At 38.0% G+C, this 19,943-nt stretch carries 18 protein-coding genes, 1 tRNA gene and 1 pseudogene; 10 read left to right on the top strand and 10 right to left on the bottom strand.

What is annotated here, in order from left to right; genetic code table 11:
- The first annotated feature begins 37 nt into the window (after window positions 1-37).
- The 3 genes from ACX0G9_RS17585 to ACX0G9_RS17575 all read left to right on the top strand — a co-directional run bounded on the left by ACX0G9_RS17585 (window position 38) and on the right by ACX0G9_RS17575 (window position 781).
- A tRNA-Pro gene (locus tag ACX0G9_RS17585) sits at window positions 38-111 on the top strand.
- A gap of 31 nt (window positions 112-142) precedes the next feature.
- Entirely contained in the window at window positions 143-406 is a 264-nt protein-coding gene (locus ACX0G9_RS17580) for a hypothetical protein (protein ID WP_459066250.1), read from the top strand.
- A 147-nt stretch (window positions 407-553) separates the two neighbouring features.
- Window positions 554-781, top strand: a complete 228-nt coding sequence (locus ACX0G9_RS17575) for a hypothetical protein (protein ID WP_459066249.1) — start codon at window positions 554-556, stop codon at window positions 779-781.
- Here the strand turns inward: ACX0G9_RS17575 and ACX0G9_RS17570 are convergent.
- Window positions 704-1,624: pseudogene (locus tag ACX0G9_RS17570) on the bottom strand (recombinase family protein); the annotation flags it as partial. The gene ACX0G9_RS17575 and the pseudogene ACX0G9_RS17570 overlap by 78 nt on opposite strands.
- 102 nt (window positions 1,625-1,726) lie before the next feature.
- Window positions 1,727-1,873, bottom strand: coding sequence for a hypothetical protein (locus ACX0G9_RS17565; protein ID WP_459066248.1), 147 nt, complete (start codon window positions 1,871-1,873; stop codon window positions 1,727-1,729).
- 221 nt (window positions 1,874-2,094) lie between these two features.
- On the opposite strand from ACX0G9_RS17565, the gene ACX0G9_RS17560 reads away from it, so the two are divergent.
- Window positions 2,095-2,805 (top strand): hypothetical protein, encoded by a 711-nt coding sequence (locus ACX0G9_RS17560; protein WP_459066247.1) that lies wholly within the window; start codon window positions 2,095-2,097, stop codon window positions 2,803-2,805.
- A 48-nt stretch (window positions 2,806-2,853) separates the two neighbouring features.
- Here ACX0G9_RS17560 and ACX0G9_RS17555 read toward each other — a convergent pair whose 3' ends face one another.
- The 4 genes from ACX0G9_RS17555 to ACX0G9_RS17540 all read right to left on the bottom strand — a co-directional run bounded on the left by ACX0G9_RS17555 (window position 2,854) and on the right by ACX0G9_RS17540 (window position 11,256).
- A complete protein-coding gene (locus ACX0G9_RS17555) occupies window positions 2,854-4,803 on the bottom strand; it encodes a Zn-binding domain-containing protein (RefSeq protein WP_459066246.1) in 1,950 nt (649 codons plus the stop codon).
- A 5-nt stretch (window positions 4,804-4,808) separates the two neighbouring features.
- Window positions 4,809-8,507 (bottom strand): helicase-related protein, encoded by a 3,699-nt coding sequence (locus ACX0G9_RS17550; protein ID WP_459066245.1) that lies wholly within the window; start codon window positions 8,505-8,507, stop codon window positions 4,809-4,811.
- Entirely contained in the window at window positions 8,461-10,920 is a 2,460-nt protein-coding gene (locus ACX0G9_RS17545) for a hypothetical protein (RefSeq protein ID WP_459066244.1), read from the bottom strand. Before ACX0G9_RS17545 ends, ACX0G9_RS17550 begins: the two co-directional genes overlap by 47 nt.
- Window positions 10,921-11,031: 111 nt before the next feature.
- Complete coding sequence (locus ACX0G9_RS17540) at window positions 11,032-11,256, bottom strand: helix-turn-helix transcriptional regulator (protein ID WP_459066341.1); 225 nt, start codon at window positions 11,254-11,256, stop codon at window positions 11,032-11,034.
- A gap of 415 nt (window positions 11,257-11,671) precedes the next feature.
- On the opposite strand from ACX0G9_RS17540, the gene ACX0G9_RS17535 reads away from it, so the two are divergent.
- Genes ACX0G9_RS17535 through ACX0G9_RS17510 form a run of 6 tightly spaced genes read left to right on the top strand, consistent with a single transcriptional unit; the run spans window position 11,672 to window position 14,523 of the window.
- Window positions 11,672-12,136, top strand: coding sequence for a hypothetical protein (locus tag ACX0G9_RS17535; RefSeq protein WP_459066243.1), 465 nt, complete (start codon window positions 11,672-11,674; stop codon window positions 12,134-12,136).
- Complete coding sequence (locus ACX0G9_RS17530) at window positions 12,121-12,399, top strand: hypothetical protein (RefSeq protein ID WP_459066242.1); 279 nt, start codon at window positions 12,121-12,123, stop codon at window positions 12,397-12,399. The genes ACX0G9_RS17535 and ACX0G9_RS17530 overlap by 16 nt, the downstream gene beginning before the upstream one ends.
- A 59-nt stretch (window positions 12,400-12,458) precedes the next feature.
- Window positions 12,459-13,361 (top strand): HEPN domain-containing protein, encoded by a 903-nt coding sequence (locus tag ACX0G9_RS17525; RefSeq protein ID WP_459066241.1) that lies wholly within the window; start codon window positions 12,459-12,461, stop codon window positions 13,359-13,361.
- A gap of 49 nt (window positions 13,362-13,410) precedes the next feature.
- On the top strand, window positions 13,411-13,773 hold the full coding sequence (locus tag ACX0G9_RS17520; RefSeq protein WP_459066240.1) for a hypothetical protein: 363 nt from the start codon (window positions 13,411-13,413) through the stop codon (window positions 13,771-13,773).
- The gene (locus tag ACX0G9_RS17515) at window positions 13,770-13,970 is read left to right on the top strand and encodes a hypothetical protein (protein ID WP_459066239.1); all 201 of its coding nucleotides are present in this window, start codon (window positions 13,770-13,772) and stop codon (window positions 13,968-13,970) included. Before ACX0G9_RS17520 ends, ACX0G9_RS17515 begins: the two co-directional genes overlap by 4 nt.
- On the top strand, window positions 13,954-14,523 hold the full coding sequence (locus ACX0G9_RS17510; protein ID WP_459066238.1) for a hypothetical protein: 570 nt from the start codon (window positions 13,954-13,956) through the stop codon (window positions 14,521-14,523). Before ACX0G9_RS17515 ends, ACX0G9_RS17510 begins: the two co-directional genes overlap by 17 nt.
- 273 nt (window positions 14,524-14,796) lie before the next feature.
- Here ACX0G9_RS17510 and ACX0G9_RS17505 read toward each other — a convergent pair whose 3' ends face one another.
- The 4 genes from ACX0G9_RS17505 to ACX0G9_RS17490 all read right to left on the bottom strand — a co-directional run bounded on the left by ACX0G9_RS17505 (window position 14,797) and on the right by ACX0G9_RS17490 (window position 19,819).
- The gene (locus ACX0G9_RS17505; protein WP_459066237.1) at window positions 14,797-17,352 is read right to left on the bottom strand and encodes an AAA family ATPase; all 2,556 of its coding nucleotides are present in this window, start codon (window positions 17,350-17,352) and stop codon (window positions 14,797-14,799) included.
- Window positions 17,353-17,998: 646 nt separating this feature from the next.
- On the bottom strand, window positions 17,999-18,469 hold the full coding sequence (locus ACX0G9_RS17500; RefSeq protein ID WP_459066236.1) for a type II toxin-antitoxin system VapC family toxin: 471 nt from the start codon (window positions 18,467-18,469) through the stop codon (window positions 17,999-18,001).
- A gap of 41 nt (window positions 18,470-18,510) precedes the next feature.
- Window positions 18,511-19,470, bottom strand: coding sequence for a relaxase/mobilization nuclease domain-containing protein (locus tag ACX0G9_RS17495; RefSeq protein WP_459066235.1), 960 nt, complete (start codon window positions 19,468-19,470; stop codon window positions 18,511-18,513).
- Complete coding sequence (locus ACX0G9_RS17490; protein ID WP_459066234.1) at window positions 19,460-19,819, bottom strand: plasmid mobilization protein; 360 nt, start codon at window positions 19,817-19,819, stop codon at window positions 19,460-19,462. The genes ACX0G9_RS17495 and ACX0G9_RS17490 overlap by 11 nt, the downstream gene beginning before the upstream one ends.
- Between the last annotated feature and the right edge of the window lie 124 nt (window positions 19,820-19,943).

Genomic DNA, 19,943 nt, shown 5'->3' with positions numbered 1-19,943 from the left:
AGTTTACTGGTTCCGGTGACAGCGGATTTTAAAAGTACGGGAAGTAGCGCAGGCCGGTAGCGCACCTGGTTTGGGACCAGGGGGTCGCAGGTTCGAATCCTGTCTTCCCGACTTGAGAGGACAAAGCAGGAATTTTCCCGCTTTGTCCTTTTTCATTTTCGCTGAAAGCCTTGTCCAGCGTGTATATTATCCGGGCTGCTTCATTGATCCGCGTGGTTCGAAGTCGCTCTCCGTCAAAAGTCAATTTTTCCGGATACATCGAACCAATGACTTCCCGCTTCTTTTCTATTTCGCCATCCTGGTAGATATAGTCCAGTTTCAGAAGATTATCTATTCCCGCATCCAGCAGGCCGGGCATGTCCTGGTCCTCTTCCCGCACCGCAAGCCGGGCTTTAAGCCTTTCTAACTGCTCTGCATACTTCGATTTCATGTCCCGAAAATCGGCGGGTGCAAGTTGTTTAGAGGATACCAATTCCTCGATATAGGCAATCTTATCTTCCACCTGAGCGACCTGGGCTAACAGTTCCTTCCGATCATTCAGAAGGGGGGAGGTTTGGCTGTACCAGGATTCGGTAAGGACGACTTTATAAACGTCTATTGCCTCCGGACGAGGGATATATTTCTTCAACTCATTGATCAAACAGTCGTTCACGGCATCGGCGCTGAACCGGCAGGTACACCCATCGAAGCAGTGATAATAGGAATAATACTTGTTCCGGCCTTTGGAGGCGCTGCCGGTCAAAATCTTGCCGCATTCGGGGCAAATGAGGAATCCACGTAAAGGCAAGCTGGCATTCGATACCACTTTCAGCCGGTAGGTATTTCTTTTTCTTCCATGAAGAACATCATGGACCTTGTAATACAATTCTTCGGTTATAATAGGTTCATGCTTGGCCTTTATGAATTGAGCTTCCTCGTCTTTGTACTTTTCAAGGAATATCTTTCCACAATAGACGGGGTTGGTAATGCAAGTCCAAAAGAGGCTTTTGGCTCCTTTAAATCCCTTTTCCCGTGCTATCTTATAAACCTGTTCTGTATTATAGGTGCCTTCGGCTACCTGTTCAAAAGACCACCGGACAATACCGGCCAGAGGTTCCTCGGGGGCAATGTATTTCCTGCCTAATTCATCCGTTTTGTTGATATAGCCGACAGGTGCCAGGCCCATATAACGGCCTTCCTTTTTGGCCCGCCGCATTCCGGCTATTACATTCAATGCCCGCCGGTCGTTCTCTACCTCCGGGGCGGCAAGATAGAAAGCCAGCATCATTTTATTTTCCGGAACGGATAAGTCCAGCGGCTGTTCGATAGCCTGGGGTTCTACCCCCAACTTGCGGAGGGTATTAATCATTTGGTAGGCATCTCCGGCATTCCGGCTAAAACGATCCCACTTAATAAATAGTACAAGATCTGCTTTGCCCTTGTGTCTTTTAAGGTCTAGTAAGTATCTTTTCCACTGAGGCCGGTTAAAAGTCTTGGCGGAATGATCTTCAAAGATCACCTGACGAACGGATACATTGTTAATGTTGCAATAACGGCGAAGCAGTTCTTCCTGGCTGCGCTGAGAATAGCCTTTGTCTGCCTGCTCATCGGTTGATACCCGGATGTATAAGTCTGCTATTTTCATGTCAAAGGTTTATATTCAATTTACTAAAAGTTGAAGAAAACGGCCTGAAAATGTAGGGAATTCCCAGGCCGTTTTGATCGGAATGATGCTCGTTGCACACAGTTACCAGTGGCGATCCAGGTAATTAGCGACTACGATGTCAGCTAACTTCCGGAGGAATTCCAGGACAAGTGCTGCCTGTGCCACTGATACATTCATCCCTCCTTTTCTGAGCATTTCCGCTGCCTTTTCCGGTGGCAATTTTTCCATTTCTCACAGTTTATCTTTTTCACAATTGCGCCCTGGTGAAAGGGCATTCCATACAAATATAAGATATAATGTTTGGTAAAACGAATATATTTACCAAACTTAAAGTTAAATGCAGTAACTTTATCCCGTTGAACGATTTTGTGCTTATTTGTGCTTGTTTGGTAGGTCGCGCCGGAAAATATTCTAAGAGACCATATCAAAACATTTCAAAATTGATCAAAATGGATGAGAAAAAAATATATCAGGTTACTTACAAGGTCTACCACAACGAAAGGATCAAAAAGGTCTCTTTTCATGGTAAACTTATGTATCCTTTATACATAAGGCTGACTTTTGACCGGCGGTCAACGGAATACAAATCCAATCTGTTTGACCTGTTCATGAAACCAAAGTATGGAATTCGGGTTTCGGGACAGGTGTATCCTCCCCCAATCGAGAAGGTCATTCAGCGGGAGGAAAAGTTAATTGAATTTGTCATCGACCGGCATCCGGACGACTTTTCATTGGAAGTGTTTAAGCAGGAATATGACTACTATAGCCGGGATCTACTGGACGAGATGGAGCCAGGTTTTATGAACTATTTACAAACCTTTTTCGAAGATGAGGGTATGCCATACCTGGGCGATGTGCTTGTAAATAGCCAGTGGGAAGTTTCTTTATATGACGTGGTCCGGGACCTCAAAATGGCACTCAAGCCAGACCTCTATCAGCATTTAATAGACCACTCTTTTCATTACGCACCTCCTTATTTCCCATTGCATCAATTTATTGAGACACCGCTAAGGCCACCTCTTAAAGTTCTAACGGTTATGGATTGTGAGAATCCTTCGACCAAGAAGGGGTTTAGTGATTTTATGGAAAGAAATTATCCTCGGCAAGATTTAGCGGAAATGTTAGGACAAATCGATGAGTGGTTAAAATGCGGGGAATAAATTAGATCCCTGGTTTCCGTTAAGGGGTCTAGTTTATTTCTTAATATGCTATATAAAGTCTGAAAAATACCCGTAATCTTGATCAACCAAAATACGCCTATCTAAATAACAATTAAATTGTTCGCAAGATGTTTCAGGCAAGAGAGTACAACTGTAACAGGCCGATAAATTCAAATTCCCAGCACCTTGTCCAGACGAGTAATAACATATTGGGTCAGTTGAACAATCAGTAGCCCGTGTAATTGCAGATTGAATAATTTTACCTATTCGATCTGTTTGGCATGTAGATGTAATTCCTCCATAGCTGCCTTCTGAACCTGCTATTGTGTAAATCAGTACACCTTGCATTTTTCCATCCTCAACGTATAATCTTTCTTGGATGGAAGTAGAGGGGTATCCGCATAAAAACTCCAACTCTTTTATTATTAGGTGAGAAAATGAATGTAATAAAATTAATTTAGCGTTTATTTCAAGGTCCTTATTTAACGAAGATTCAGAGTGCTTGTGGTTATATATTATTGAAGAAATTCTGCTATTTACTTCGGGATGTTGAATTAGCCAATCGTTTAATTTTACATTATCAAAATCAAAGAAAATTCCCTCTCCGAATGTTTCAACAGCAGGCAAATACTTTGTGTTCAATCCTGTATCTTGCCAATCTCCTTCAGAAGTATATTTCTTTTTTATCGGCTCTTTTGTATTCTTAATTTCATCATCACTTCGTAAAAAATAATCCTTATCAATTGGCTCTTGTCGAGTATAAGAAGTTTGTACTGATGTAATCTTAAGTTTATCAATTCTATAAATAGCTTTAATTACTTGATTTTGAAAATAAGAAGGATCTATTTTCTCAAAAATTAAGTTGTTTTCAATATTTTCCTTATTCCTGTTGGTAATAAATTTGTACTCATCAAAACGATATTCATTTTCAGTTTTGGCAGTCTCAGTGTCCGAAATATTGAAGTCGTTATCTATCAATTTTTGAATAATATTTGGAGCAATCGTAATTTCAATTAAATCTTGGAGGTCCTCAGAAATTTCATCTGCGCTTTTCCCTTTGTCATATCTCTTTTTAATCTTCTCGATAGTGTTGTCGTCTAGCTCATCATCCGCTGGAAGATAAATACTTGATAAGATATTTGGATAATAAACGCTATTACTTGTTCTTATAACAGGTTTAAAAAGCACATCTTCATTATTATTTTGGATAATATCTCTTTTATTTACCCGTAAGTTAAATAACCCTGTTAAAGTACTGAATCCAATTTGAACATCATGTTTGTAAGGAATTATCCAGATTCCATTTAGATCGTTAAGTTTATCGGATGTCCTGTATTCAAGACGGATACCTTCAGGAATCTCAACATTGGCTAATGTTATCCTTTCTTCTTCTCCTTGATCTTCTGTTTGATTCCCTTTTTCAAGACGCTTCTTTTTTACATCTCTGAGTAAGGCCCATCTATCCCAAGGCACATCAGCTAACTCACCATTTGCAGAGGTCATTATAAAACGAATTTGCTCTAAATCAACTTTTAATTTTCCTTTACCTGTTATTTGCCTATTCAAATAACATTTATAACATTTCGGAGGATGAAAATCATCTCTTTCTGAAGCCTGAACACATGTGTCCCAATTTGACTTCCAATTGACCAATCTATCAAATCTCTTACAATTGTTGCAATAAAACCACTCGGGGAAATATCTGCCTCCAATTAAAGCTGTTGCGTGGTTTAAAAACTGACCATCCTTAACGTCATTAATAGGGATACGGGCAAGATGTTCTAATTTAGTAAAATATTTTTTCAATCTGTTTTTAAACCGCTTGTCATTTACAGTATTCTCGTCGGTAAATCTTCCATTAATTGCTGTAAAAAATGGCCATTTATTAAACGGCTCCACTAGAATAGATCCATTTCTTGTTTCTAATATAGATCCTACCCCACCATAAGCGCTAATTGCTTTTCTTGTTTGTATATCCTCGAATTGATTATAATTCATTAATGTCAATTTATGAATATTTTTATTAAACTATTCGTGTCAATTTCTCTCATTGATTGCATCAAACTCCAGTCATCCAAATTTGTTGATTTTTGAATTAGATTGTGATTTTCGTTTTCAGCTCCTTTGTATTTTAAATCTAGCTCCTGTCTCTTTTGCTGCCATTCTTCGTTCAAGATATCTAGCTTGTTAAGTGCATAGCTTAACTGACTTTTATTTTTAATTCTCAGTGATAAAAAGACTTTCAATTCGTCAATGTTTCCGTCAAAGTCTTTGGCATCCTTATCTTCGAAATACCCCTTCTTATGCCGCACGTAACAAATTAGAATACTATTTAAAGCTTTATCCAAGGTGATTTCAGTATAAGGAGTTATACTTAAAGGCTCAACAAATTTGTAGTAGGCGTTGTTAAATGGAACATAGTTTTCAAAGTACGACTTCTCTCTTGAACGGTTGGGGTCTAACAAATTAAATACGATTCCTTCTTTATCTCTTCCCACACGACTAGACGCCTGAATATACTCTGCTACATTTCTAGGCTGTCCATTCATAAGCATTATATTCAAACGTTTTATGTCTATACCAACAGAAAACATATTGGATGCCAAAACTAAATCAACTGTTTTAGTTACATAATTTGTCTCATTTTCCTTATCCGTTAACCCAAATGGTTGTTCCAATTCGCTCAGTAGGCTCTTAATAAAATAACTTTCTATCCTACTTGTTAGTTCTTTTGTTCTACCTGCAAGCCCATAGTGGTTGAAACCAAACCAAACAGGAGCAATGCCAAACCGGTTATGCAACAGTTTCAGTAAAGTCAAGATTTCAGCAGGAATTTTATTGTATATTTTTCCTACGTCTTTCAGACTATTATAGAATGAAACTATGGTCCAGTAAAAATCTTGTATTCCAATCGCATCATTTTTTGATAAACCACTTGTGTGATGAACTAACAGCCTGTAAAGCTCAATCCTTGCTAAGAGTAAGTGTGCTATTACCTGTATTTGGGTATCTAAAGCTGTTTTCCCTGTAGGAATAAAACCAATATGTTTTCTTTTACTATTTACTGAGACGTATGAGAAGAAATTGTCATCATAAGTAGTGCCAGGTGATGGAAACACATTTAGCTTTCTGCTTCCATACAACATTTCAATTTGATAAGAGGTATTCCTGGTTGTAGCGGTAGATGCAATGATTTTCGGTTTTCTCTTTCCTTTTGTGCAAAGCATTTCAACCATTGCTTCAAACAATCCTGTTATCGAACCTAATGGGCCACTTAATAGGTGAAGCTCATCTTGTATTATCAAGTCGGGGGGTAGGCCGTTTTTAGAAAGCGAGTTGAATAATAAATTCCCTTCCTTTCTATGTGAAAGCATTGCAAACTTATCTACAGTTGCAAAAAGAAGGTCGGGTTGCTTTTCATAAATGGCATCATCAACAAAATAAATCGGAAGCTCGTTATGGAATGAACACCTCACATTTAGACAATGAGTTGTAAAACTGCCAATTCTGCTACTTGCACTATATTGTGCTTTATAACCTTGAATTAGAAAATTGGTTTCAGGTTTTTTGGATATTAAATTGCAGCCACACCAGGGGCAATTAGTAACTGGGAATGTATTCTTCCTTTTATAATCTGAGTATTTTCCTTGATTAATAAATGTTAAGGAGTTTTGAATTTCTGTCACAATATGCTTAGCATCGTTATAGGTGTTTGGTGTAGTAGCCGAACCTACCCACATTCCAATTGTTATGGGAAAAGTGCCAATTGAAAATATATCTCCGTTTTGGAATTTTTTCCGCAGAAAATCAATTGCCAAAATAAGTTTACTCGCCCTTTCGAATTGTTGTGCAGTAAGCAAGCGTAAGGTATAACGCATAATTACTGATACTCCATTTGCATTTTCTTTATTCAGCCTTCTTCGACAAAAAATTGTAAATGCCGTAAGTGCAAGATAAGCCTCTGTTTTGCCGCCACCAGTTGGAAACCAGAGTAAATCTACTATGTCATTTCTATCTGGACTGTCCTCGTTAATTGTAGATTCAATGTTTAACAATAAAAAAGCTAATTGAAAAGGGTAGTACGAAGGATTATAAGCCACATATTTCTCGAAATATTCTAAACTGTCATAGTCAACTACATTGTATTCTGCAAAATCAACTAATTCTTTAGCTTTTTTACCGAATGCTGCATCCTTCGAAATGACCATCTGAATAAACATAGCTGTGTTAGCCAATAGAAATGAACTGTAGGCAACGTCGTTATTATTTAAATAATTGATATTCTTGAGTAGTCTATCGTATGTTTTTTGCTGATTTGCTATTATAGATTCAAATATTGGAATGTGCTCCTGTTTAGTAGGTATATTTCCTTTTTGCGAATCTATCCACTTAAGATATTCTCCTACGAATAATTTTAATTTAGAAATAATTTGCTCCTTTGAATATTCTGTCCAAATAGATAATTGCTTAACTATTGTAATTGATTTTACATTTTCAGGGAAATCTTTTCTAAAATCGTTGCTATAGTTCTTTATATCTACTTCAGGTAAAAATGTTGTTACTAATTCAGTAGGTTTTTTTGTGTTATTCCATGTGACTGCACATCCGTGACCAATTGCAAAGGAATATTCATTTCTGTATTGGTAATTAATTGTATTTAATTCATCGTCGTACGGGTTATTCTCAAACAATGGTTTATATGGTTTGAACTGAGTTCCTGTAACCTTTATCTGTACTTGAAAAATGCACTTCCCATTTAATTTTTCATTTGTTGTTGAGAAATTTCTTTTAGGCTGAGTTGCCCCATTTTCCATAAGTATTTTTACATACTTACCATACTTTGTTTGATAAACTCTTTTATAGTAGCAAGTTACCGTATTGGCAGTCGATTCATCTCCAAAAATTCTTACACCTTTGTAATTATCAGACGCAGTATCATTCAGGTTAATATTTAAACTAATTGTGGGTATTTGTTCTCTTCGCCATGTTCGACCTAGTAATAATTCTGCCTTATGCAGTGCTGACGAATTTCTTATTTCAGGATTATCTTTAAAGTGCTTATTTAAATTATATACTGTTAGCTTTTCAAGGCCAGTGTTTTCGATCTCGGAGCCTGTTGTTTTAAAATACATTTTACCATCTTCATAAGCTAAATATTCTACTAACGGGAATGTATCATTATTCACTAGCTTATTAAAGTCGTCTAAAGAAACTTCAATTCTTGCATCAGTGGGGTTAGTTATTTGATGGTACCTAGAAAACGAGAAGTCGGCCTGAATTGCATTAGTGTTTTCTTCTACACAGAACGTCAAGCCAAAATTAGTAGGGAAATAGTGATTGGTTTCTGAATATGCAGCCCCCTCGTTTTCATTAGTAGATATTTTTTTCTTCTTATAATTAGGATCTTCAGCTCCGTCGATAGAATTTGATTCGCTTAGGTCTGCGCCAGGATCGTTATTGTCAGAATCTGAATACTCTGTTTTTGATGTTGTGTCATCTTCGCCACCAATGGACAAATCATTTCCCTTGTTAACGCTGCTAGGAAATAGAACGGCAGAGTAGTATCTTTTTAAAGGATAATCAGAAATTATCTCAGAAGAAGCATCTAACCCAAAAACATCAGAACCAGGTCCTATTAGGCATTTTTGAACTGTATCACGAAAAATCAATCGTGGATTGTTCAAATATTCTTTCATCGGCATTTTTCAGTAGTTTTTTATCTTTTATCTTTTTTTCTATTATAGATTTTACCACCTTGTCGAGTATTTTATCTGGCATTTTACTTAGGGAATCACTTTTTTGAGATAACCCAGAAGCTACATAATCTATTAAGTCCGCCCCTAATATCTTGCCAGCTTGTTGTCTTATTCTTTTATCTTCCTTGGAAAGTTTAAGAACTAAATCATAGTTAATTACAAAGTCAATTTCTGTTAGATTTGAAGCGATGCACAAATCTCTTATTGCTTCCATTGTGTTTTTTCTTGGAAATCGAACTCGTCCTTTATCATCAAGGTAATTTAAGAATGTACTAAAGTGGATATTCCTTCTGTTTCTGAAAAGGTTCTTAAAAAGCAGGTCGTTATTAGGGTAAATTTCTTTTAACATTTTCAATGCAATAAACCAGTTATTGGAATATTTATTAATAGTCTCCATTTGATTGTTAATGTCAAATATTGATAAAGTATTTTCAAATGTTTCAGGGTTTTCGTTTTTATAAAATCTAATTGAAGCATTAGCATAAACTTCACCGATAGTAGTTTTAAGTTGTTCATTGCCGTCTACAAGAAAGATTGCTTTCGAAGACTTGAAGACATCGGCAGAATTATCATCAAATGTTATTTCATAGAATATATCATCTAATGGAGCATCTGACTGTTCTTCAAGATTGAATTTAACTTTATCACTTGAAAGACTTACCTCAAAGATTGATTCCAACCCTCTGGTAACAACAGGTTCAATATATTCAAAAGATGAAGAGACAAACATTTTCCTATCAGCGTGGTTTAGTCTTATAAAGTCTTCAGCATTATCATTTAGCACTATTTTATCGAAGGATATTTCATCGAGATCTTTATAGCATAACACAAAACAATTGCCTTTTAAATGTTGCAGCCTGTTAAAGATTTCCTGGTTGTTGAGATAGGGAATAAGGTAATATTTTTCTGATGTATTTTTTTCGACAGTGTTAATCCATTTTTCTAAAAATAGAATTTTTTCGTCTATGCGTTTATCAGATATTAAAATGATATTGTTCAACCTTGCTATTTGAATTTGTTTTTTGATATAATCGTATTTTATTTTATCAATAATCAAATATATTTTGTCATTCTTTTTTGACAACTCAATTATTTTATCCCACTTTGGGTTTTCTACGAGAAAAAAATCTTCAAAGAATTTAAACTTATTAATAAGAATATCCGAGATAGATTTAATTAGTTGGTTATCGTAAATATCTTTTTCATAAAACTTGTTACTAAATTCATCAGTACTAAAATGAGCCGTAATTCTATCTCTGTATTCATTGATTATTGCTTTTGCATTTTCAGAATTAACTATTAGTAATCGAAAATAAAAATTAACATATCGGAGTAGGTAAGATATATCAATACCGTATTGTGCAGTTAAATTATCAATTTCTGTTTTAAATTCGGTTACATGGGATAGCAATTGATGGCTTGGAATAGCAATCTTTTTTATAGCTATCGGTGTCTCATTATTGGCTATTTTAATTTCCTTTATACTCCAAAGCCATTCCTTAAAAATATGATTCGTTATTGGCTTTTTTGAACCTATCAGAATTATGTTTTTAATCTTGCCATTCCATTTTGCATTTTGAATTTGCGGGAATAAATTATCATTATATTTGCTATCTGCAATTACAATTAATTCGTCGAACACATCTCCTTGGTTTAGTAAATAAGATTCAGCAGTATTGAAGTCGTTGCATATTTCCATCAATGTGTCAATGGGTATTTGATATTTCTGCTTGCCTGTTTTTGTCCAATAACGAGTAGGTAGGTTTTCGTCTACCTTAAAATACTTTTGATCCGCAATGACCAGAGTTTTATGTGGAAAAGAGGTTAAGAATGGAAAATTTTTGTCTTTAAACTTCTCTTTCAAAAACCGTGAAAACCCTTGTATTAATTCAATCGTTTTGCTCTTTCTATAATCAAACTCTTTGCTGAGTTTGGTATAAATCCCTTGGGGAATTTCGAAATAACTTTCTTTTTGGTTTGGCTTTGGGAATTTTAGTTGGATTCTTATTGTGTTAACTGTCGATCCTTTGTATGTGTATATCTGACCGTTAGTATATATTATATCGTCAAAATTAAGCTCTGGCTGATTTAGTTTATAGGCACAAAAATTTTGATACAACTTTATTAATGCTACTGAATAGAATATTGATTCAAAAAAACTGGCTCCGTAATCGTCTTCTGGAATCCCAATAAATAGATCGTCTGATTTTTCTTCTAAAATGTGTCTGTTTATGATATGAAAATTTATGTAGTCGAACGCTGTAAATCCTTTTTGGTCAGATATATCGAAGTCGTTAGTAATCGAAAATTTAGCTTCTTTGAAAATTGCTGTGATGTAATCTTCTATTTTGGCAAGCATATTTTGGGGTTAAGCGGAAAATATTCAATTACTCAAAGAGCTGCCTAGGTTTAGAAATTCTTGGTCTTAGCTCCTTTTAATAGAGAAATTTATGTGACCATTGAATATATTCTATTTTTGGGGCAATGTTGATTCTATAAGATCATGTATATCTATTTTAAAAATTAGTGATATTTCATATAGCCGTTCAAGCGGCGGTTGGTGATTATTGGTCGCCCATTTAGATACTGTTCCTTCAGTTACCCCTAATTGATCTGCCAACCACCTGTTTGTTTTATTTCGCTCTGCCAACACAATCCTAAGCCGGTTCAAGTTTATCTTTTCCTTTTTTGCCATTTGAATTCCTATATTGTTGAATGGCAATATATTAGCTATTTTTATGATTATCAACTTTGGCTATTATATAACCATATTTGGTTGTAAATAGACTAATGTTTATCTTTAAATTCAAGTATCATTTATGCATATACAAATACCTAATGATAGTTAAATAATAGACTATACTTTTGCAGGCACATAAAATATTCTAAGCGTGTTTGCTTTATTCTCGTTCTGCGAAACTGCGACCTTCAATAGAACCGGAAAGTAAGGTAAATCGCTCACGTTACGGCGTGGGCGTTCTTATTCCGGTTCAAGGGTGTCGCAGCCCTCGCAGACGGTAAGGACTAACCCACGTCTTTCTTTTTTCCTTGCTTTCCTGGTCGGTCCTTACAAATTTCAACAGCATTTCGTCCAACCAAATTTACGCTGTATGGATACCCAGGATACCAACCCAGGATCATCAGCCCAGATTGACAACCTGCCTCCTGTTAGCACCCAATTCGCAACACCTCCCGCGATTGACCCGGAGCTAAAAGAATTTATTTGGCACTACTGCGACCCTGTTTATACCTGCATAGCCAGATTGACAGGGTTTTCAGATTTAGACGTGCTGGAACACATAACTGGGCAGGTCATACTTGACCTATGGAACCAGAAGGACGTTCTATCGAAAGAACAAAGACCTGGGTTCTACATATTCAAGATACTGCTGCAACAAGTATTCATCTATCTAAAACAGCATGGTAACGAAGCCCGCATCCGCTTACTTCAAAGTATTCTTCTTATTGATTTAGTTTGTTACGACCACATTATAAAAACTGAAAAGAAGCGGTTTAAAACTGTTACATCTTCCTATTTCCTTCATAAAATTAAACGATTATGGAAAACATTTTGATGCGGTTCTGCCGTGAAACTAACCGATATACTGTAAAAACAGTCGCAATGAAATTGGGTATCTGCATTGATGACTATATAGGAATTGAGACGGGGGAAATATTACTCACGGAAGAGCAGGCAAAAATATTGGGGAAATTGTATAATGCCCATACAAGTTATTTTAACGATGAAGCTATTCAATTGGATTTGCTGATAACAAAAATTGAAATCATCAAGGCTTTGAAAGCTAAAATTAGCTCCTTAGAGGGTCTTAATAAATAGCAGTTCCAATACCTAGAGACAGTTCAAGATTTTATCCGATTTTATTTAAACCTTAGTCAATGCTCACAACCATTAAATTTCTTTCGAAACTACAACAGGACTGCTTGGCTGAATTGATACAGAAAATTGTCCAGGCCGTCCAACCCGAAAAAATCGTCTGCTATGGTGCCCGTATCAGCCATTACCAGGAATGGAGCTGTTTCCTGGATAATAGCGGGTATAAAGACGAGTTCCATCCAAGTTTTGACCTTCTGATCATATCCACGGCGGAGGAAAAACGAGATGGACATGATATTGCTCAGATTGCCGAACAGAAATGCGTCCCGCCTTTTTCCCTCTGTTGTATTTCCCATAAAATAAACTCCGTTAATGACGCGCTGATTGCAGGACAGCCATTTTTTTGTTCCTTATACCATAAGGGGATACTTCTATATGACGCCGGCAGAATGGCCTTGAATGATCCGGGTAACCCTGAAAAGGGAAAACTTAAAAGGGAAATGGCACAATCCCACTGGACCCGATGGTATGGTCTTGCCCAATATTTTTTGAAAGGGGCCGCCGATTCATTAACCTATGGCCGACCGGATCTTACGGTGTTTATGCTGCATCAGGCCGTCGAACATACCTGTATAGCGCTCATCCGGGTATTCACCGGGTATCGCCCGAACACCCACAACCTTTTCCGGTTGCTGACTATTATTGAGAACTTTTCTCCAATGTTAATGTGTGTTTTCCCTTGCATCACGAAAGAGGAAAAGGAATTGTTTAAGATTCTACAAAAGGCATACTCCGATTCCCGGTACATGGACGTCTATGATATTTCTGTGGATAAAGTTGCCGTTTTGACGGAGCGGGTCAAGGAATTACAGGCAATTGCGGAATCGCTCTATATGGAAAGAATCGCTTCATATAGTGAAACTCAGGAGCCGCATTTGCCATTGGTTGCCAATGTTGCCAAATAGAAAACTCTCAAATATGTTACTTATCGGTTCCCTTTAATAATTACCCACCATGAATATAACCATATCCCTCGATCTACCTGTAAACTTTCAAAAATCATGTAAGGCATTGGGTATCCTGAGTGGGACAACCATACAGAGTTTTATAAATAGCATTTCTATTTATTCCTTCGTGGTCACGCCCAGTAAAGAACAATGCTCAGTAGCTTCTTCCATTTTTGGATATTATTTGAGAAACGTGGACGGGAAAATAAAACCTATTGCTAATCCTGAAAAAAGAGATATGGGCCTATATTATATATGGCTAATCGTCCGGCTGACCCGACGTAAATGTAGCCGCAACAAGAAGGAAGAAATATATCAAAAAATAATCGACGAATGGTATTCCGATCTGCTTAAAATCAATGGAGCATGAAACAATCGTTTACCTTCCATCTTTCGCCGGATTTTTATATTCTGTGTGACTTCTTCAGTTTAACCCCGGAGGAAGTTCTGCAATATTATGTCAACCACGTTTCCGTATCCCTATTTGCGGAAGTATCCTTGGATAATCCATTTGGAGCCGCCACCTATTTTTTCATCCAATATTCCGAAGATGATGAACAAGCATAAACAATCAATCCGTAAGCCTGTCCGATTACCAGAAAAAGCGGCCAGTCAACCTTTGTCCAGCCTGCGGGAAGCCTTTAAGACGTTCCAACTGGATGAGCTAAAGAAGGAACTCAAACGCTGGCTATATGTTGCGATATCCAATAATAACAGCGTCTATGAAGATGACCTGGAGCGGCGAAACTTAATCCGGTTCCGGAAGGAATTTAGGAAATTGTTGGAATCGTTATCTGTTATTAATAAGGCACATCGCCCTAAAAAGGAAATGGCTTGGTTGACCCGGATGGCACCAGAACTAAGAACGGAAATTGAAAAACGCAATCAACCCACCACATTAAATAAGGAACAACTAGCCGATCCGATGCCGGTTGTCAAACGATTCTGTAGTCGATTTACCCGGCAATATGCCATCAGGGAGATGCGGGATTGGTTGGAAGCTGTCATCACTTATGACGGTAAATATCCGAAGGCGGTCTGTAGGGAATATCTTTTGATCTTTTACGAATGCCTGCTTTGTTTGATTGAATGTGCCTTTGCATTGGCCGAAAAAGATTGACCGTCGCGGCCTGCCAGGGTAGAGAAATAGGGGGGAAAGGAAAAAACAAACTTCGCGGGGATACATCATTGCCCCATTCATAGATGAATAATGATCTAAAGATGAATAGCCTTGAATGGATGACCTTGGGGAAGGAGCCCCGGCAATGATGTATCGCCGCGAAGCGCCAAAGCCCGGGACCGGGCTATATTCTCCAGGTGATCGGCTGCGGCTGCATAACCAATGCTCACATCGGTTCAAAATCGAACTAAAAATATTTAGTGGAATTAAATATTAGATAAAGTTTTTGCGTAGTTGTTTGAACGATTCATAGTCCGCTTTTAACTCATTAACTGTTGGTGTTGTAAGAAGTTCAGAAGGACTGCTGTGTCCTGCTATTGACACACAACATTTCTCATATATATCATTAAGGTTGCCTTTATGCGCGTCTATCTTATGACCTTCAATTCGCAATAATGAGGGGAACGCGACACCCTTTCTGTACCTTTTTATTGTCTTCTGAAGTATATCTTCCTCCACTGTAATTTCTATGGCAGAGCGAAGATGTCCGTACCCTTCGGCCGCAAGTTGTGATTCGACTTTTCCGTTTTTTGGTGCGTTAATAATTGCTTCTAATTTTTTTTTATAATAAGTATACGAATTTATCTCTTCCACTTCGTCAACAATACCTGTTTCTTCAAAATTATTTCTAACTGAATAAAATGAAAAATTGACGCCGGCCTGTTTATTTGAATCAAGTTCTGATTGCTGAATGAAGCTGTTTAATAATAAAATACTATGGGTAAAAACAATTGTCTGCCTGCCTTTTGATAATTCAATAAGTCTTTTTGCAACTTCATCTATTATTCTGTGGTCAAGGCTATTAACCGGATCATCAAAAATTACAGGTGCAATAATGTTATCAAGTTGAAGTTCTGTTAAAAATTCAGCTAGCGCAATGGCTTTTTGCTCTCCTTCACTGAGAATGTCAGTAAGTGAGTATGATTTTATTCTTTGAGTTACTTTGGAGTTTCCTCTATCAGTTCCGAAATTTAGTTCAAGTGTTATATGAGATTTACGAAACGCTTTTAGCTCGTTTTTAAAAATAGTATCGAAATTTTGTTGAACAAGCTCCTCTCTTGCCTCGGTTGTTTTTCTGCTTACTGAATTAGTGCTAAATTCACTGACTTTCGAGTTTAACAGCAACGCTATTTTTATATTCTTAATCACTGTTTTGACCTCTTCTGCCTTTGTTGAAAGGGTTTTCCTGTCTTTCAATTCATTTATTTCAGATTTAAGAGTTGCAGCCTTTGTTGTAATGCCTGATAAAGTAGTGGTTTTGTCAGTTAAACCTTTTTGTAGATTTATTTTTTTGTCTTCAAGAAAGGTGACGTACGGAACGTAGTCAAAATCGAATTTAGAATCCTCGGTAATAGAATTTGCTTCAAAAGAAGTTTTTATACGAGTTAACTCTTCGTTGTATTTAATTATCTCCTGCGGCTGAATATTCTGTTCGTTTTCATCAATCCCGAAGATTGGATGGTTAAAATAAAGATTAGTATCTATTTTTTTAATTGTTCCAATTAGCAGTTCTCTTTCTATATTTAATTTTTGTAAATCTTCCTGAGTTGTATCAGTAAGAAGTCGTTTATAATTAGCCAGCAATTCTTTCGCTGAGATTTCAAGAGGTTGGTTACAATAGATACATTTATCATCCAATTCAGGATAGTTAGGTTTATCTAATATTTTAAGATAACTATCTGCTGCTGTAATGAAATCTTTGAATTCTTTTCTTTCATAAAATTCTATTCCGTTAGCTTCAGCCACCTCTTTAAGCCCAGATTTTGTTTTTCCTTCCAGCGCGTTAATCCTTTTATTTAAGTCAATTAAAGTTCGTATTTGGCTTTCGGAAAAAACAGATTGGGCTATTTTTATTTTTGCAATTATACTGCTCAATTCATTTATTTGCGCAGACAGATTGTTTATTTGAATTCTCAACAATTCGTGATTAAGATTGCCAAGATCTAATTCTTTTTGTTGCAATTCTTTATCTTGTGCCGGCAAATATGTTGAAAGCTCATCTAGCCTTTGCTCGGTAGATTTTGCATTTAATGTACTAATAAATTGGTGTTGTGTACTTCCCACATTTAATGATTCAGTCCATGAAAGAGTTGTTGGATGTGCTGCAATCTTTTGCCGCAACAGAGTGGCTAACTCTGAAAGTTCAGAAGTAACTATATTAAACAAATGAAAACCGATGGGGGACACTATTAATTGTCGGTCGTTTAATGAAAGCTGAACACAATTACTATTAAATACGGAAATATTGGTTAATTCAGGATGATTATTACTGCCGTTCCAATTAAACGTTATGGGGTTTGCATTCGTTGAAAAATCAATCGTAGCAGTTTTGGGTTCTGGGTCGCCATAGACGTTATGATGGATAATGTTTTTGTTATCATAACTAAAACCCAATGATTTCAAAATTCTTCCATACCCTGTTTTGCCTGTACCATTTTCGCCATAAATAATGGTAATATTTTTGCCAAACGTTATACTTTGGTTTTTCGCCAGCCTATTAACACCTGTAATATCCTTTAGGGAGATTAGCTCTATTACCTTACTTGACGGCGTGTATTTCGGTTTGATAAAGGTTAATGGTTGTAACTGTTTTGTTGATCGTAGAGAATCAAGGAAGTAATTAAACACAAGTTGTCTGTCCTGGGGATTTAGGCTGTTTTCGGTTTTAACTATTGTGTCAATTAATAATTTTCCCCAATCATTATGAGCGTTCGCCCATTCCCAAAGAAAATCAATGATCTCTTTTTTGGCAGTTGTTGTAGATGCCATATGATAACGGTTTAATGTCTGTTTGTTTAAGGGAGTGTCAATATATAAATATACTAAATAATTATTATATATTGCTATTGATGATCAAATTGCATTTAATAATACCAAAATGAATAGAGGTTTATAGCTCCATTGGTACAAATCCGCAATCAATTGCTAGTGAGAGAACACAAAAAAGACTTCGCGGGGATACATCATTGCCCCATCGATGGATGACTATTGATCCTTTGTTGAATTGCCTTGAATGGCTGATCCGGGGAGAGAAGCCCCGGCAATGATGTATTCCTGCGAAGCGCCAAAGCCGGTACGGGAGCCCGGCTTTATTCTCCCGCTGATCGGCTGCGGCTGCGTGTGCCGGGGTACGGACTATCAATTCGGGACGCAGTGCGCCCCGAATTCAGTTGTAGGAAATTCAAGTAGCTAGGAGATTAAAAAAGGCCCGATGAAAGTATGGGGCCTGGGGGTATGGATCACAATGAGTTGCTATGGTAGCAGGGATCATTTGGGCGTTTTTACCTTCCTTCGACCAAAATACTTCTTCAAGTCCAAAAAGCTCATGCCTTTCGTTTCATTAGCGATTTTCGTCCTCCGCTCCCTCATAAATCCAACGGCATCGAACTCCTTGGATTCCTTCTTCACTGTTTTCTTAGTATTCATAATATATAATTTCTTTGGGTGATCGAATGTCAATAGTTGGATAGCCTAGTTTCATATTGACGGCATTGTATCCCCGTATTCTTTGCACATTTACGATATGCTTAAAGTTCCAACTCACCAGAATATCCACCTGGTGGATCGTCGCCAGGGCTATATGAAAACAATCTACCCGGCTTGTTTTGCCTACCACCTTCTCGGCAAGATAGGTATCTGCTAATTGTACCGCCTCTTCGGTCAGCTCGATTTTTGTGGATAACCCTGCGGATAGCTCGATAAAAAGATTTCGGATCATTTCGGGTGCTTCCTGCAATTCCCCTTCGGTAATGTCCGAAAGAATCACATGAAATTGCTCCAATTTAATCTTTTCAAAGAGTATCCGGGTGTCTTCCTCAAATTCACTGTCGTAATACCCTCCGATGACCGAAGTATCAAGATATATACGCTGAATACGGCTTTCCATTGTCACAAATTTAATATATTTCTCCTCAAAAACGAGTAAGATTATCGCCCTAAACCCTTCTTCTTTTTCTTCTTCTTTCTGTAGGGGCCTGTCAACTCTGGGGGTGCCCCTCCCTCTGTTTGGATATGCTTCATTAATGCCAACAACAAGGGAGGTAGTTCCTGTTTATGTTGAGGCGTCGGTGTAGGTGCCGACGACTGCCGGGAGCTGGCCCGAATGAGAAGAGCCTTTTTCCTGTCCTCCAAAGAAAGCGCCGGTTTAACTTCCTGCCCTTTCCGCTGAGCAGCAAGGGTCTTTTGTAGGTTTCCCAGGGAGAATTGCCGGTCGATCTGGCTCCCTTTAAAACGGTCTTCCCCGATCCGGAAGCTGATTCCTTGAAGTTCCTGCGTTTGCCCCTTATACTTATATTGGGTATGGATACCCTGGGCGATCAACCGCTTTTCCAGGTCCGGCAGGCTTTGGCAATGGGGTAAACTGTCTATGATGGCCTGATAGATCTTGTACCGGTTTACCTCCGACTGGCTGAGTGCTTCCAGGTGGGTTTTGTCCAGGTGCTTGCCTTCTGCCGGGATAAGGTCGTACTTCCTGGTTAACCGTTGGGCGACCTTTTTTCCTCGCAGACCGATCCAGCCGTCTTTGATCGGCTTGCCGTCGTTGTCTACCATATTAGCCAGGATATGCAGGTGCAAGTGCGCCCTGTCGGTATGTTTTACGATGACGTATTGCGTATTGACGATACCCAGTTCCTCCAGGTATTCCCGGGCGATCTGTATCATGGTTTCGTCACTGGGTTTTTCTCCAGGGTAGAAACTCAGGGCCGCATGAAAACAAGCCTTTTGTTTGGAAGGACGATGCTCACTTTGCGCGATAAAATCCTCGGCCATCAATTTATAATCGTACCCCCTTACCCCCAGGTAATCCAGCAGCCCCGCTCCCGGTTTCTTGGAAACGTAGCGGCCCGCATGATAAAAGGAATGGCCGGAAAATACATTACTCACCATGTTGCAGCTTGTTTAGAAGGCCATGAACTTGCAGTAGGCAACCTTCTAAAAGAAGGCGAATGCTGCCCATCCCTTCCCTATTAGCGACCTTTGCCATCTGGTTAAGGTTATTCGCCATTCCGATTAATTGCCGGATAGCATTTCGTTCTTCCTCTGTTAACCGGGCTGTGACCTTGCAAGTAATGGCCGCCTGCCGGAGAAATTCTGAAACATTAATTCCGGCCTTCCCGGCCTTTTGCTGAAGGATATAATGTTCCAACTTGCTAAACCGGGCGGTAATTCGTAGCTCTCTTTTGAGCTTTTTCGGGGGTCTTCCCCCTTTCTTTTTTTTCATTCGCACTGTTTCCATATCTCACTTTTTTAGGCTGTTTTTCTGCCGGCCTCCGGGCCGGCCTCTTTTGTGCGCCAGGCATGTTCATTAGCTCTAAGGTGGAAGTCCTGAACGAGCGAGGTAGTACGAATCGTTAGCCAAA

It is taken from the genome of Flavitalea flava, from assembly GCF_054461575.1.
The sequence above is the reverse complement of the archived record's forward strand: the minus strand, read 5'-3'. Positions and strand labels throughout refer to the sequence as shown.